This is a genomic window from Streptomyces sp. NBC_00094 (assembly GCF_026343125.1).
Taxonomy (GTDB): Bacteria; Actinomycetota; Actinomycetes; order Streptomycetales; family Streptomycetaceae; genus Streptomyces.
Window position 1 is genome coordinate 2,726,765 of the sequence record NZ_JAPEMB010000001.1, and the last position, 15,298, is coordinate 2,742,062.

The 15,298-nt window shown below is 72.1% G+C and carries 9 protein-coding genes; all 9 read right to left on the minus strand.

The features are described 5' to 3' along the window. Nucleotides 1-225 precede the first annotated feature (225 nt). The 9 genes from OG580_RS11750 to mreC all read right to left on the minus strand — a co-directional run bounded on the left by OG580_RS11750 (nt 226) and on the right by mreC (nt 15,253). The gene (locus tag OG580_RS11750; RefSeq protein ID WP_267043607.1) at nt 226-3,984 is read right to left on the minus strand and encodes an Rne/Rng family ribonuclease; all 3,759 of its coding nucleotides are present in this window, start codon (nt 3,982-3,984) and stop codon (nt 226-228) included. A 234-nt stretch (nt 3,985-4,218) separates the two neighbouring features. Continuing rightward, nucleotides 4,219-5,010 (minus strand): TIGR03936 family radical SAM-associated protein, encoded by a 792-nt coding sequence (locus tag OG580_RS11755; protein ID WP_267043608.1) that lies wholly within the window; start codon nt 5,008-5,010, stop codon nt 4,219-4,221. A 125-nt stretch (nt 5,011-5,135) separates the two neighbouring features. Then, nucleotides 5,136-6,437 (minus strand): hypothetical protein, encoded by a 1,302-nt coding sequence (locus OG580_RS11760; protein WP_267043609.1) that lies wholly within the window; start codon nt 6,435-6,437, stop codon nt 5,136-5,138. Between the two features lie 74 nt (nt 6,438-6,511). After that, nucleotides 6,512-8,440, minus strand: coding sequence for a TIGR03960 family B12-binding radical SAM protein (locus OG580_RS11765; RefSeq protein ID WP_267043610.1), 1,929 nt, complete (start codon nt 8,438-8,440; stop codon nt 6,512-6,514). A gap of 52 nt (nt 8,441-8,492) precedes the next feature. Then, a complete protein-coding gene (locus OG580_RS11770; RefSeq protein ID WP_267043611.1) occupies nt 8,493-10,037 on the minus strand; it encodes a CYTH and CHAD domain-containing protein in 1,545 nt (514 codons plus the stop codon). Nucleotides 10,038-10,128: 91 nt separating this feature from the next. Further along, entirely contained in the window at nt 10,129-11,328 is a 1,200-nt protein-coding gene (gene rodA, locus OG580_RS11775; RefSeq protein WP_267043612.1) for a rod shape-determining protein RodA, read from the minus strand. 4 nt (nt 11,329-11,332) lie between these two features. Then, nucleotides 11,333-13,570: a penicillin-binding protein 2 gene (gene mrdA / locus OG580_RS11780; protein ID WP_267043613.1), complete on the minus strand. Its 2,238-nt coding sequence runs from the start codon at nt 13,568-13,570 to the stop codon at nt 11,333-11,335. Nucleotides 13,571-13,589: 19 nt separating this feature from the next. Beyond that, nucleotides 13,590-14,258, minus strand: coding sequence for a rod shape-determining protein MreD (gene mreD, locus OG580_RS11785; protein WP_267043614.1), 669 nt, complete (start codon nt 14,256-14,258; stop codon nt 13,590-13,592). Further along, nucleotides 14,255-15,253, minus strand: coding sequence for a rod shape-determining protein MreC (gene mreC, locus OG580_RS11790; protein WP_267043615.1), 999 nt, complete (start codon nt 15,251-15,253; stop codon nt 14,255-14,257). The genes mreD and mreC overlap by 4 nt, the downstream gene beginning before the upstream one ends. Nucleotides 15,254-15,298 lie beyond the last annotated feature (45 nt).

Consider the following 15,298-nt stretch of genomic DNA (forward strand, 5'->3'; position numbering starts at 1 on the left):
CGGGATGAAAACCTCTGAAGCCAGCCGCTCACACGTGCCCTGGGGCCCGCGGCGTTCCGGAATCGGACGAGCGGCCTCTCCCGACGGGCGGGAGGGAGGTGCTCAGAGGTGCGACGCGTCCAGTCAGACACGCCGACGGTCTAGGTTACGGGCGGCTGCCACAGGGGGTCAAATTCGCCCGAGCGGGTGCGGGCCGCCCGAAGGGGACGGCCCGCACCCGGTGGATCAGTCCTGGGCCGGAGCCGTGGTCTTCTCCGCCGCCTTCTTGGCCGGGGCCTTCTTGGCGGTGGTCTTCTTGGTCGCCGCCGTCTTCTTGGTGGCCGCCGTCTTCTTGGTGGCGGCCTTCTTGGCGGTGGCCTTCTTCGCGGTCTTGCGCGCGGCCGTCTTCTTGGCCGGCGCGGCCTCGGTCGCGGCCTCGTCCTTCGCCTCGGTGACCTCGACGGTCTCGACCGGAGCCGCGGCGACCACGACGACGGCGGCCTCCTCGGCGCCCGCGGGCGAACCCGCGGGAGCGGTGGCCTTACGGACCACCCGGCGACGGGCACGCGGCGGGGCGGCCACGGGGGCCTCCTCGACGACGGGCTCGGGCGCGGCCTCCACGACGGGCTCCGGCTCCGGGGCGGCCACAGGGGCCTCCTCGACGACGGGCTCGACGACGACGGCCGGCTCGGCGGTCTCCGTGGTCGACACGACCGGGGACGTCGCTCGGCGCGTGGCGCGGCGACGGCCACGCGGGGCCGGGGCGGCGATCTCCTCGACCACCGGCTCGGCGACGGGCTCGGCGACCGCTTCGGCGACGGGCTCCGGCACGACGACCGGCTCCGGCTCCACCACGTAGGTCTCGGTCTCCACGACCCGGGCAGGGGCGGCCGGCGCGGACACCCTGCGGGTGGCGCGGCGACGGCCACGACCACGCGTGGCGGCGGCCTCGGCCTCGGCGATGCTGCCGTACAGCTCCTCGTCCGGGGCGATGGGCTCGGGCAGGGCGACCGGCGCGGCCAGCTCCGCCGCGACCTCGGCCTCGGTCTCGGTCTCGTGCTCGTGCTCGTGCTCGTGCTCGTGGACGTGCTCGGCACCGCGACCGCGCTTCTTCGCGCGCTTGCCGCCGCCACCGGTGGTGGTCGGCTGCTCCATGTGCACGATGACACCGCGGCCGTTGCAGTGGACGCAGGTCTCGGAGAAGGACTCCAGGAGGCCCTGGCCGACCCGCTTACGGGTCATCTGCACCAGGCCGAGCGAGGTGACCTCGGCCACCTGGTGCTTGGTCCGGTCCCGGCCCAGGCACTCCAGGAGGCGGCGCAGCACCAGGTCGCGGTTGGACTCCAGGACCATGTCGATGAAGTCGATGACGACGATGCCGCCCAGGTCGCGCAGGCGCAGCTGGCGGACGATCTCCTCGGCCGCTTCGAGGTTGTTCCTCGTCACGGTCTCTTCGAGGTTGCCGCCCTGGCCGGTGAACTTGCCGGTGTTGACGTCGACGACGATCATCGCCTCGGTCTTGTCGATCACCAGCGAGCCGCCGGACGGCAGCCAGACCTTGCGGTCCAGCGCCTTCATCAGCTGCTCGTCGATCCGGTACGTCGCGAAGACGTCGACCTCGCTCGTCCACTTGGACAGGCGGTCGGCCAGGTCCGGGGCGACGTGCGACACGTACCCGTGGATGGTCTCCCACGCCTCGTCACCGCTGACGATGACCTTGGAGAAGTCCTCGTTGAAGATGTCGCGGACGACCCGGACGGTCATGTCCGGCTCGCCGTAGAGCAGGCTCGGCGCGCTCGTCGAGATCTGCTTCGCCTTCTTCTGGATGTCCTCCCACTGCGCCTGGAGCCGCTCGACGTCACGGCGCAGCTCGTCCTCGCTCGCGCCCTCGGCGGCGGTGCGCACGATGACGCCCGCGTCCTCGGGGACGATCTTCTTGAGGATGGTCTTCAGACGCGCGCGCTCGGTGTCCGGGAGCTTGCGGCTGATGCCGGTCATCGAGCCCTCGGGCACGTACACGAGGTAGCGGCCGGGCAGGGAGACCTGGCTGGTCAGACGGGCGCCCTTGTGGCCGATCGGGTCCTTCGTGACCTGCACGAGGACCGACTGGCCGGACTTGAGGGCGGTCTCGATACGACGCGGGCCGTGGCCCATGCCGAGCGCCTCGAAGTTGACCTCACCGGCGTACAGGACGGCGTTGCGGCCCTTGCCGATGTCGACGAAGGCGGCCTCCATCGACGGCAGGACGTTCTGGACCTTGCCCAGGTAGACGTTGCCGACGTACGAGGTGGCCTGCTCCTTGTTGACGTAGTGCTCGACGAGCACGTTGTCCTCGAGGACGCCGATCTGGGTGCGCTCGCCGCTCTGGCGGACGACCATGACGCGCTCGACGGCCTCGCGGCGGGCCAGGAACTCGGCCTCGGTGATGATCGGGACGCGACGGCGGCCCTGCTCGCGGCCCTCGCGGCGGCGCTGCTTCTTCGCCTCCAGACGGGTCGAGCCCTTGATGGACTGGACCTCGTCGGCGCTCGTGCCGAGCTCGGCCTTCTCGCGGGCCGGGCGGGGCTCGCGGACCTTGACGACCGTACGGACGCCTTCCTCCTCGGCGCCCTCGGCGTCGGCGGAGGCGTCCCCGCTGCGACGACGGCGACGACGGCGACGACGGGAGCTGCTGGAGCCGCCGGCGTACGCCTCGGCCTCGTCGTGCTCCTCCTCGCCCTCCTCGGCCTCGGCCTCGTCCTCGGACCGGAGCTCGTCGGACTCCTCGGACTCCTCGACCTCGGTGAGCTCACCGCGGCGACGGCGACGGCCGCCACGGCGGCGACGGCGGGACGGGCGGTCCCCGTACTCGTCCGTCTCGTCGGCCTCCTCGGCCTCTTCGAGCTCGTCCGCCACGGCCTCGACCTCGGGCTCGTCGGCGACGGTGGCCGGGACGGGCTCGACGGCGACGGGCTCGCCACGGCGGCGACGGCGACGGCGGGAGCCGGCCTCGGCGCGCTCGGTGGCCTCCGGGATCTCGATGGGCCCGGTCGTCTCGGCGACCTCGGCCTCGACGGTCTCGTCGAGCTCGTCCTCCTCCAGCTCCTCCGGCTCCACGACCTCGGCGGCCTGCATGGCTGCCGTCTCCGGGGTCTGGAACATCGGCTCGGAGAAGACCGGGGCCTGGAAGACGGCGACGGCGGGACGCTCGGCGCGGCGGGCGCGGGACGTCTCCGGCTTCGTGACGGGCTCGGAGGTGAACTGCGGCGAGGTGGCGCGGCGGCGGCCGCGGCCTCGGGTGGCGGCGGTCTCGGCGGCGGTGACCTCGGCCTCTTCGGCGGCGATCTGCGCGACGGCGGCCTGGGGCAGCGACTCACCGGTGGCGGCCTCGACGGCCTCGACGGTCGCCTCGGGCGAGGTGACCTTACGGGTGGCGCGACGGCGGGTCCGCGGGGCGGGGGCGGCCTCGGGGGCCTCCTCGACCGGCGCGGTCTCGACGACGGCGGCCACGGGCTCCTCGACGGGGGCCGTGGAGGTCACCGGCGAGGTGGCCTTACGAGTGGCACGGCGGCGGGCCGGGCGCGCCGGGGCGGCCTCTTCGGCCGGAGCGGCGACGGGCTCCGCGGCAGCGGCCACGGGCTCCTCGACGGGGGCCGTGGAGGTCACCGGCGAGGTGGCCTTACGAGTGGCACGGCGGCGCGTCGGACGCGCCGGGGCGGCCTCTTCGGCCTCCTCGGCGGGGGCGGGCGCCTCTGCGGGGGTCTCCGCGAGCGGGGCGACGACCTCGACGGTCTCCACGACCGGCGCGGTGGCCTTGCGGGTGGCGCGGCGGCGGGCCCGCGGCGCGGGCGCGGCCTCGGCCTCGACCGGGGCGGCCTCCACGGCCGGGGTCTCGGCGGCCACGGTGGTCTCGGCGCCTGCCGTCACCGGCGGACCGGCGGGGCGGGAAGCGGCGCGGCGCCTGCGGCGCGGCGGCAGCTTGTCACCGGGGGCGTTGCTGTCGTTTTCTTCGTGCTGTTCGAGCATGCGGGCGGTTCTCCCGTCACGCTCCCGGGCGCCGCGCCTTGTTCCGGTCCGGCGGCACGATCGCGCCTGAGGCGCGGTGCCGCCGTCCGGGGCGCGGGCGCCGCACGGGAGCTGATGTCTGGCTCGCCGGTTCCGTACGCACTGTGCGGACGGCCTGGCGAAAGTCTCCTGGTCTGTGCGCTGCCCGACCCAGGTGGCTCCCGAGTACCAGGGCGGCGCTACAACGACCGCTCCCTACGCGGTACCTGCACCCGGCGCCGTCGCTGAGGCGGTCGCGGCGGCCGTGGATGAAGCGGCCGTGACTGCCTCGCGGTCGGGCGCGAGCGGGTCGGTCACCGTGCCGGACTCCTCGTCGAAGAGCCCCTGCGCCAGCCTGGTCACCGCAGCGGGGACCGGCGGCGCCAGGTCGGCCACGGCTCGGAGACCGGACAGGACGTCGTCGGGTCGCACGGCAGGTGTCACGTGCCGAACAACCAGCCGCAGTATCGCACAGGCGCTGTCCAGCGGCCTATCACCCTGGGGATCACCCTGGGGACGGGACACCGTCAGCTCGGTGACGGCGGAACGGGCGTCGAAGGTGCGGATGCCGTTCTTGGTCTTGCGCTGTACTTCCACGGTCTCGGCCGCGAGAAACGCCTCGGCGGCCTTCTGCACGTCCTCGACCGTGACGCCTTCGAGCCGGAGCTCCCACACGGAGGCGGTGAGCCGGTCGGCGAGACCCGAGGTCCGGGCCTCCACGGCGTCGATGATGTCGAGGCCCGCGGGGAGGGACTCGTCGAGCAGGGCCCGCAGGGTCTCGGGGTCGCGCGTCTTCGTGAGCGCGATCTCCAGGTACTCGGCCTCGGAGCCCGTACCGGTCGGGGCGGCGTTGGCGTACGACACCTTGGGGTGCGGGGTGAACCCTGCCGAGTACGCCATGGGCACCTCGGCGCGGCGCAGGGCCCGCTCGAAGGCGCGCTGGAAGTCACGGTGGCTGGTGAACCGGAGGCGGCCGCGCTTGGTGTAGCGCAGTCGGATGCGCTGCACCGCCGGAGCGGGCGGCGGGCCTTCGGGCTGTCGCTTGCCCAGTGGTTCTTCTCCTCGGTGCGGGGCGGCGCGGGTGGCGCGCCGTCCACGAGATGTGCGGGTTGCCCTGGGGGGTCCCGCCCGGTTCACCCCCGCTTTCGCAGGGAGATCTCGGGGGCGGGCGCCGCGCCGGGGACGTTCGTTGTACTACCCAGAGTACGCGCCCGGGCCACCTCCGGTTCCCCGGGCTCGGTCATCCGGGCTCCGCCGACCAGGGCGCGCCAGGCGTCGCGGCGGGCTTCCCGCACGGTGGCGCGGGCGGCGGCGAGCGCCTCCCGGACGGCCCGCCCGGTGTCGACGGCGGCCCTGCGGGCCGGGGCCAGGACGCTGTCGCGGACCCACCGCCCGACCGGCCGGACGACCTGCGTCCAGGCCCAGGCCACGGGCCGTCCCACCAGGTTCCAGGCGACCCACTTGAGGGCCCGCCCGACGGCCCGTGACAGGAACCCGGCGACCCGCCAGCAGATGGCGAGGGCGTCGCGGATCTCGCGCCCGACGGGCACGAGTACCCGCTTCCAGACCCATGTGGCGGGGATGGCGATCCCGTACCGCGCGACCGGCACGAGCACGTACCGCCAGAGGCCTACCCACGGCCAGACGAACACCGCCCTGCCGGACCACACCAGCACGACCGCGAGGCCGCGGCCGAACCGGGGGAAGAACCAGGCGAGACCCCGTCCGACCTGGACGAGGATCCATCCGATCCCGTGGCCGAGCGGGGTCAGGACGTGGCGGTCCAGCCAGACGGCGGGGAGGGCGATCCCGTACCGGAACAGCGGGACGACCACGTACCGGAAGAGCGCGGCGACCGGCACGAGGAGGAGCTTCTCCAGCAGGAACAGGGCAGCGGTGCCGAGCGGCGCGAGGACGTGGCGGTACAGCCACCGGGCCGGGGCGGCGATCCCGTACCGGGCGATCGGCACGACCACGTATCGCCAGAGGCCCACCCACGGCCAGACGAACAGCGCCTTCCCCAGCCAGAGCCCGGCGGCCGACAGACCGGACCACAGCCACCCGCCCGCGGCGGCGAGACCCCGGCCCACGACGGCGAGCCCTCGGCCCAGCCCGGTGAACACCCACGCCAGACCGCGACCCACTCGCGTGAACCCCCAGGCCAACCCCCGGCCGACGCCCGTGAGCGCCCACGCGATCCCCCGGCCCACCGGCGCGAGCACGTGTCGGTACAGCCAGCGGCCCGGGCGCGTCACGAGGTGGTGGAGGAGCCACGCCAGCCCTCGGCCGGCCGGGCGGAGGAGGGTGCGGTCGAGGAAGCGGGCCGCGACCTTGAGGGCGTCCCAGGTCATCCGGATCGGGAGGACGACCAGCAGCACCACGATCCGGACCGGGATGCGGATCAGGGCCGGTGGCGGCGGGTTCTCCATGTTCATGCCCGGAATGACGCGACGGCCCGGCGCGGGGTTTCCTCCGCGCCGGGCCGTCACCCGAGTGTTACCCGATCCGCCTACTTCACGACCGACAGCGGCAGCAGCTTCTTGCCCGTCGGGCCGACCTGGATCTCGGTCTGCATCGCGGGGCAGACACCGCAGTCGAAGCACGGCGTCCAACGGCAGTCCTCGACCTCGGTCTCGTCGAGCGCGTCCTGCCAGTCCTCCCAGAGCCAGTCCTTGTCGAGACCGGAGTCCAGGTGGTCCCAGGGCAGGACCTCCTCGTAGGTGCGCTCGCGGGTCGTGTACCAGGCGACGTCCACGCCGAAGCCGGGCAGCGTCTTCTCGGCGCACGCCATCCAGCGGTCGTACGAGAAGTGCTCGCGCCAGCCGTCGAAACGGCCGCCGTCCTCGTACACCGCGCGGATGACCGAGCCGATGCGGCGGTCACCGCGCGAGAGCAGGCCCTCGACGATGCCGGGCTTGCCGTCGTGGTAGCGGAAGCCGATCGAGCGGCCGTACTTCTTGTCGCCGCGGATCTTGTCGCGGAGCTTCGCGAGGCGCGCGTCCGTCTCCTCGGCCGAGAGCTGCGGCGCCCACTGGAACGGGGTGTGCGGCTTGGGGACGAAGCCGCCGATGGAGACGGTGCAGCGGATGTCGTTCTGCCCGGAGACCTTGCGGCCCTCGGCGATGACCTTGACCGCCATGTCGCCGATCTGGAGGACGTCCTCGTCGGTCTCCGTCGGCAGGCCGCACATGAAGTACAGCTTCACCTGGCGCCAGCCGTTGCCGTACGCGGTGGAGACGGTGCGGATCAGGTCCTCTTCCGAGACCATCTTGTTGATGACCTTGCGCATGCGCTCGGAGCCGCCCTCGGGGGCGAACGTGAGGCCGGAGCGACGGCCGTTCCTCGTCAGTTCGTTGGCCAGGTCGACGTTGAACGCGTCGACACGGGTCGAGGGCAGCGACAGGCCGACCTTGTCCTCCGTGTACCGGTCGGCGAGGCCCTTCGCGATCTCACCGATCTCGGTGTGGTCGGCGGAGGACAGCGACAGCAGACCGACCTCCTCGAAGCCGGTCGCCTTGAGGCCCTTCTCGACCATCTCGCCGATGCCGGTGATGCTTCGCTCCCGCACGGGGCGCGTGATCATGCCGGCCTGGCAGAAACGGCAGCCGCGGGTGCAACCGCGGAAGATCTCGACGGACATGCGCTCGTGGACGGTCTCCGCGAGCGGCACGAGCGGCTGCTTCGGGTACGGCCACTCGTCGAGGTCCATGACGGTGTGCTTGGAGACGCGCCACGGCACGCCGGACCTGTTGGGCACGACACGGCCGATACGGCCGTCCGGCAGGTACTCGACGTCGTAGAACGCCGGGATGTAGACCGCGCCGGTCTTCGCGAGACGGAGGAGGACCTCCTCGCGGCCGCCGGGCCGGCCCTCGGCCTTCCAGGTGCGGATGATCTCGGTCATGTCGAGGACGGCCTGCTCGCCGTCGCCGATGATCGCCGCGTCGATGAAGTCCGCGATCGGCTCGGGGTTGAAGGCGGCGTGACCGCCGGCGAGCACGATCGGGTGGTCGACGGTCCGGTCCTTCGCCTCCAGCGGGATGCCGGCGAGGTCGAGGGCGGTGAGCATGTTCGTGTAGCCGAGCTCGGTCGAGAAGCTCAGGCCGAAGACGTCGAACGCGCCGACCGGGCGGTGCGAGTCGACCGTGAACTGCGGGACCCGGTGCTCGCGCATCAGCTCCTCCAGGTCCGGCCACACGCTGTAGGTGCGCTCGGCGAGGACGCCTTCGCGCTCGTTGAGCACCTCGTACAGGATCATGACGCCCTGGTTGGGCAGACCGACCTCGTACGCGTCCGGGTACATCAGCGCCCAGCGGACGTCGGCGGACTCCCACGGCTTCACCGTGGAGTTCAGCTCTCCACCGACGTACTGAATCGGCTTCTGCACGTGCGGGAGCAGAGCTTCGAGCTGCGGGAAGACAGACTCGGCAGCAGACATCTCGAACCTTCGTGAGCTGGCAGGGGGGCGACTCTCAAGCGTACCCCGGTGCTCAGCGGGTCAGTGCCGCCCGGATTTCCGGGGCCGAGGCCCTGGCCCAGACACGGGGGAGGTCGTGCTCCGCCGCCTCGGCCGCCACTTCCTCCCGGCCGTGGAGAAGTCCCCAGGTGAAAGCCGATTCGCCGGCCGCGTGGGCCTGCGTCCCGAGCTCGCGCAGGGCCTCGCGGGCGACGACACCGTCCTGGTGTTCGCCCAGCAGGGACTGGACGGACTTCACACGCTTGGCGAACTTCCGTGCGGGCTTCCCGAGGGTGGGCTGGGCCGCCTCGGCGGCGTACCGGGCGCGTTTGGCGGCCTTGCGGGCCGCGTGGAGCGCGAGGTCGCGGTCGTGGCCGGGGTCGAGGGCGAGGGCCCGGTCGACGCGGGAGGCCAGCCGGTCGTGGTCCTTGAGGACGGCCCGGGCGAGCACCGTACGGGCGTCCCTGGCGGCGGACTTGCGCAGGGGCGGGTCGGCGAGGAGCTCGTCGAGGGTGTCGAGCAGGGCGAGGTAGCGGGCCGAGTCCAACGCGGCGAGGGCGCGGCGCCGGCCACCCCGGGCCCGGGCCGCGGACCAGGTCCGCAGCCGGCCGCGGACCGGGCCGAGGCGCAGCGTCCGGGGCAGCCCGTCGACCCGGCCGCGCAGCCGCTCGGTCAGCACCTCCTGGTCCCGGGCCACCCCGAGCTCGCCGGCCAGCCACTTCAGCTCGGCGCCGACGGGGTCGGTGACGTCCCGGTCGAGGACCTTGCGGTACGTCCGGAGCGCACTGCGCAGGCGTCGGCAGGCGACCCGCAGCTGGTGCACGGCGTCGGGCAGGTCGCGCCGCACGGCCGGGTCGAGGGCGACGATCGCGTCGGCCTGTTCCCGTACGTAGACGAGGACGGCGTGCCCCGCGGTGCCGGGCTTCGGGGTGGCGCCGGGTTCCGGGGCGGTGGTCTCGGCCCGCGGTGCCGTCTCCTTCAGGGCCCTCGCCAGCTTGGAGGCGGACGCCGAGCCGTGGATGCCCGCCTTCGTGAGGCGCTTCTCGATCGCGTCGAGGAGTGCCGTGCCGGCCTCGTCGGTGTCGTCGGTGCCGTCCGCCAGCTCGACCTCGATCTCCGTCCAGGTGGCCTCCGTTCCTCCGGGCAGCCGTTCGGCGCGGACGGTGTCGACGGAGAGTTCGGCGAGGAGAGTGCCCGACCTGTCGACGAGGTGGCGGACGTCGCGGGCGGAGCGGAGCCGTACGACGGGGACGACCTCGTCGCCCCGGACCCGGGAACGCAGAAGCCCCGCCAGCTCACCCGGGAGGGTGTCGGCCAGCGGGGCCCTGATCTCGTCGCGGATTCCGGAGGCGACCGGGAACTTGAGGTGCCAGCCCTCGTCGTCCCCGCCCGTGCGCCGTCGCAGCGTCAGCGCGTCGGCGGCGAGCCGCAGGTCCGGGGTGTCGTAGTAGACCGCGTCGAGTTCCATGACGCCCCGGTCCACGACCGCCGAGACCCCGGGGACCCGGCTGAGGTCCGGCACCGCGGTCCCTCCCGTGGCTTCGTACTTCCGCTCGATCTCGCGCTTCGTCTCCGCCATAGGACGAATCTAGTACGTGTCGTCCCGGCGCGGCCGCTCCGCGGACACCGGGCGCTACGCCGTCATCGGGTGCTACGCCATCACTGGCTCGCTACGCCGTCATCGGGCGCTGCGCCCTGATCGACTGGAGCAGCCCGATCGCCACCCACACCGCGAACATCGACGAGCCGCCGTACGACACGAACGGCAGCGGCAGGCCCGCGACCGGCATGATGCCGAGCGTCATGCCGATGTTCTCGAAGGACTGGAAGGCGAACCAGGCGATGATCCCCGCCGCGACGATCGTGCCGTAGAGCTCGGTGGTCTCGCGGGCGATCCGGCAGGCGCGCCAGAGCACGATCCCGAGGAGGACGAGGATCAGGCCGGCGCCGACGAAGCCCAGCTCCTCCCCCGCCACCGTGAAGACGAAGTCGGTCTGCTGCTCGGGCACGAACTGGCCGGTGGTCTGGGAGCCCTTGAAGAGTCCCGCGCCGAGGAGGCCGCCGGAGCCGATCGCGATCCGGGCCTGGTTGGTGTTGTAGCCGACGCCGGCGGGGTCGAGGTCGGGGTTGGCGAAGGCCGCGAAGCGGTTGATCTGGTACTCGTCGAGCATGCCGAGCGCGGTGACGAGGACCGCGCCCCCGATGCCCGCGCCGATCAGGCCGAGGACCCAGCGGTTGGAGGCGCCGGAGGCGAGCAGCACGCCGAGCACGATGACGGCCATGACCATGACCGAGCCGAGGTCGGGCATCAGCATGACGATGCCCATGGGGAGGGCGGCCAGTGTGAGCGCCTTGGCGACGGTCCGGTGGTCCGGGTGGAGCTGGTCGCCCGCGTCGACCTTGGCGGCAAGCAGCATCGCCATGACCAGGATGATCGTGATCTTCACGAACTCACTGGGCTGGAGGGAGAAGCCGCCGCCGACGACGATCCACGCGTGGGCGCCGTTGATGGTGGCGCCGAGCGGGGTGAGGACGGCGAGGATCAGCACGATCGAGAGGGTGTAGAGGATCGGCACCGCGCCGCGCAGGGTGCGGTGGCCGAGCCAGATCGTGCCGATCATCAGGGCGACGCCGATGCCGGTGTTGAGCAGGTGCCGGAAGAGGAAGTAGTACGGGTCGCCGTTGTTGAGTTCGGTGCGGCCGCGGGTGGCGGACCACACGAGCAGCGCCCCGATGCCGGAGAGCGCGAGCGCCGAGAGCAGGATCGGCCAGTCGAGGCGACGGACCACCGAGTCGCGGGCGGTCAGCTTGGCGAGCGTGCCGCGCTCGGGGGCGTACCGGGAGACGGAGAAGCCGTGGGGTGCGGTCATCGGTTCAGTCCCTCCGCCAGGAGGCGGGCGGGCCCGCGAGTTCCTGGTCGTCGTCCGGCTTCGCCGGGTCGGCGGCCGTGGCCGTGCCGGTGCCCGTGCCGTCCTGCTCCTTCAGCGGATCCACCTTCTGGGCCTCGGGGTCGTACGGCTTGATCTTCGGGGCGTCGATGGAGCCGTCGGCCTCGATCTTCGGCAGGGACTTCTGCGGCTGCGGCAGCAGGGCCCGCTTGAGGTCCTGGTTGCCGGCGTCGTCGAGTCCGTAGAGCGCGTCGTAGATGTTGCGCACGGCGGGGCCGGAGGCGCCGGAGCCCGTACCACCCTGGGCGATCGTCATGACGATCGAGTAGTCCTTGGTGTACGTGGCGAACCAGGAGGTCGTCTGCTTGCCGTAGACCTCGGCGGTACCCGTCTTGGCGTGCATCGGGATCTTGTCCTGCGGCCAGCCGCCGAACCTCCAGGCGGCCGTACCGCGGGTGGCGACTCCCGCGAGGGCTTCCTCTATCAACGCCTGCGTCTTGGCGTCCATGGGGAGCTTGCCGTGGGACTTGGGCTTGATCTCGGTGACCTTCTTGCCGTCGGGGCTGACGATCGCCTTGCCGACGGTGGGGTTCCAGAGGGTGCCGCCGTTGGCGATGGCCGCGTAGATGGTGGCCATCTGGATGGGGGTGACGAGGGTGTCGCCCTGGCCGATGGAGTAGTTGACGGAGTCACCGGCGCGCATGAGGTTGCCTTCGAGGCAGTTCTCGTAGGAGAGCTGCTGGACGTAGGTGCCGCCGCGCTTGCCGATCTTGCACCAGTAGTCCTTGTTGGCCGTCCAGAAGTCCTGCTTCCACTTCCGGTCGGGGACGCGGCCGGTGACCTCGTTGGGGAGGTCGATGCCGGTCTCGGCGCCGAGGCCGAACTGGTGGGCCGTCTTGTAGAACCAGTCCTTGGCGTCCTTCTTCGGCTTCATGCCGCCGTCGTTCAGCCACTGCTGGTGGGAGAGGGCGTAGTAGACGGTGTCGCAGGAGACTTCGAGGGCCTGGCCGAGGGTGATGGAGCCGTGGCCCTGGGACTCGAAGTTCTTGAAGACCTGGCCGCCGATGGCGTACGAGGAGGGGCAGGGGTAGCGCCCGTTGAACTCGTAGCCGGCGTTGACGGCGGCGGTCGTCGGGATGACCTTGAAGATCGAGCCGGGGGCGGCCTGGCCCTGGATGGCCCGGTTGAGGAGCGGGAAGTTGGAGCCCTTGCCGGTGAGGGCCGCGTAGTCCTTGCCGGAGATGCCGCCGACCCAGGCGTTGGGGTCGTAGTCGGGCAGCGAGGCCATGGCGACGATCCGGCCGGTCTTGTTCTCCATGACGACGACGGCGCCGGAGTCCGCCTTGTAGTTCTCGTTGGTGTTCTTGTCGTGCACCTTGCGGGCCTCGACCATCGCGTTGTTCAGCTCCCACTCGGCGACCGCCTGCACGCGGGCGTCGATGGAGGTGACGACGTTGGAGCCGGGTACGGCGGGGTCGTTCTTGGCCTGGCCGATGACGCGGCCGAGGTTGTCGACCTCGTAGCGGGTGACGCCGGCCTTGCCGCGCAGTTCCTTGTCGTACGTGCGCTCCAGGCCGGAGCGGCCGATCTGGTCGGAGCGGAGGAACGGCGACTCGCTGTCCTTGGCCTTCTCGATCTCGGAGTCGGTGACGGGCGAGAGGTAGCCGAGGACCTGGGAGGTGCGGGAGTTGCCGGGGGCCGGGTAGCGGCGGACGGCGGTCGGTTCGGCGGTGATGCCGGGGAAGTCCTCGGCGCGCTCGCGGATCTGGAGGGCCTGCTGGGTGGTGGCCTCGTCGGTGACGGGGATCGGCTGGTAGGGCGAACCGTTCCAGCAGGGCTTCGGCGTCTCGGAGTCGCAGAGCCGGATCTTGTTGATGACCTCGTCGGGCTTCATGTCGAGGACGTCGGCGAGCCGGGTCAGGACCGCCTTGCCCCGGTCCTTCATCTTCATCAGCTCGGTGCGGGACGCGGAGACCACGAGCCGGGTCTCGTTGTCGGCGAGCGGGACGCCGCGGGCGTCGAGGACGGAGCCGCGGACGGCGGGCTGGACGACCTGCTGGACGTGGTTGTTCTTCGCCTCGTCCGTGTACTCCTTGCCGTTCCTGATCTGGAGGTACCAGAGACGGCCCCCCAGGGTCAGGAGCAGCGAGAAGACGAGGATCTGGATGACGACGAGCCGGATCTGGACCCGCGGGGTCCGCCCGGTCTCGGGGATGTTGCTCATACTGCCGGGACCCCCTCGGTCACAGTCGCTTGACTCCCTTGATGCGTCCGGCCCGTGCGGCGCGGCTCCGGGCCGACTTCACGCGCAGACCGCCGCGCTGGGTGCCGATCCGCAGGCCGGTGCCGGAGGAGAGCCAGCCGGAGGCGACGTCGGCGCCGTTGCCCCCGCCGGCGTCGGCGAGCGGATCGTTCTCCGCGCGCCGGGCCAGGGCCATGATGAGCGGCACGGTGAAGGGCGCGAGGAGCAGGTCGTAGACCGCCGCGGTGAACAGCAGGAAGCCCAGGCCCACATGGCGGGCGGCGGTGTCGCCGACGAGGGCGCCCACGCCGGCGTAGAGAAGCGTGGATCCGACGGCCGCGGCGACGACGACGGCCATGGGGCCGGTCGCGGAGGTCAGTCGGCCGTTCTCGGGCTTGGCGAGGCCGACCAGGTAGCCGATGACGCAGAGCACGAGGGCGTAGCGGCCGGCGGCGTGGTCGGCGGGCGGGGCGAGGTCGGCGAGGAGGCCGGCGGAGAAGCCGATGAGGGAGCCGCTCACGGGGCCGTACACCAGGGCGAGGGCCACGACGGTGAGGAGCACCAGGTCGGGGACGGCGCCGGGGAGTTGCAGGCGGGCGAGGACGGAGACCTGGACGACGAGCGCGACCACGATCAGGGTCGCGGAGAGGAGGATGCGGTTGAACTTCACGGTGTCGCGTCCCCCTGGTCCTGGCCCTGCTGGTTCCGGCCCTGCTGGTTCTCGTTCGGCTGCTGTCCGTCGGCGGCCTGCTGTCCGTCCGGTGGCGGCGGTGTGATCGTGACGGTGACGGTCGGCGCGGGCTTGGGCTTCTGCGGCAGGACCATGTCGCGGGGGTCGGAGCGCGGGGCCTGGACGACGACGCCGACGATGTCGAGCTTGGTGAAGCCGACGTACGGGCGGACGTAGATGTTGCGGGTCAGGCCGCCGCCCGCCGGGTCGACGCGGACGACCTCGCCGACCGGGACGCCCGGTACGAAGGGCTTGTCGGCGCGCGAGCCGAAGGTGACGAGCCGGTCGCCGGGCTTCACCTTGGCCTTGCCGTTGAGGAGTTGGACGAGGAGGGGGCTGTCTCCCTGGCCGGTGGCGAAGCCGAGCTCGTCGCTCTTCTCCATGCGCGTGCCGACGGTGAAGTCGGGGTCGTTGGCGAGGAGGACCGTGGAGGTGGAGGGGCCGACGGTGGTGACGCGGCCGACGAGACCGGAGCCGTTGAGGACGGTCATGTCGCGCTTGATGCCGTCGCGGGCGCCGACGTCGAGGGTGACGGTCCAGGAGAAGCCCTGGGCCGCTCCTATGGCGATGACCTGCGCGCCCTTGATGCCGTACTGGCCGGCGCCGGCCGTCTTGAGCATCGTGTCGAGCTCGCGCAGCCGGTTGCGGTTGCGGTCGTCGCTGCCGAGCTCGGCCTTGAGCTCGGCGTTCTCCTTCTCCAGGGCGGCGATCCGGGTGTGCCGCTCACCGGAGTCGCGGACCGCGCCTATGGCGTTCCCGATGGGGTCGACCGCTGCCGCCACACCGTTCTCGACGGGCCCGAAGACCGCGGCGGCGGCCTGCCGGGCACCGTCGACGGGTGACTCCTGGCCGCCGCGGATGTCCACCGTGATCAGTGCGAACGCGATGGCGATCAGCAGCACCAGGAGCAGCCGGCTCTCTCGTGTGTCCCTCACGTGCGGCGGCCGTGCCTTTCCTCGTGGTTCGTTGTTCGGCTGTGC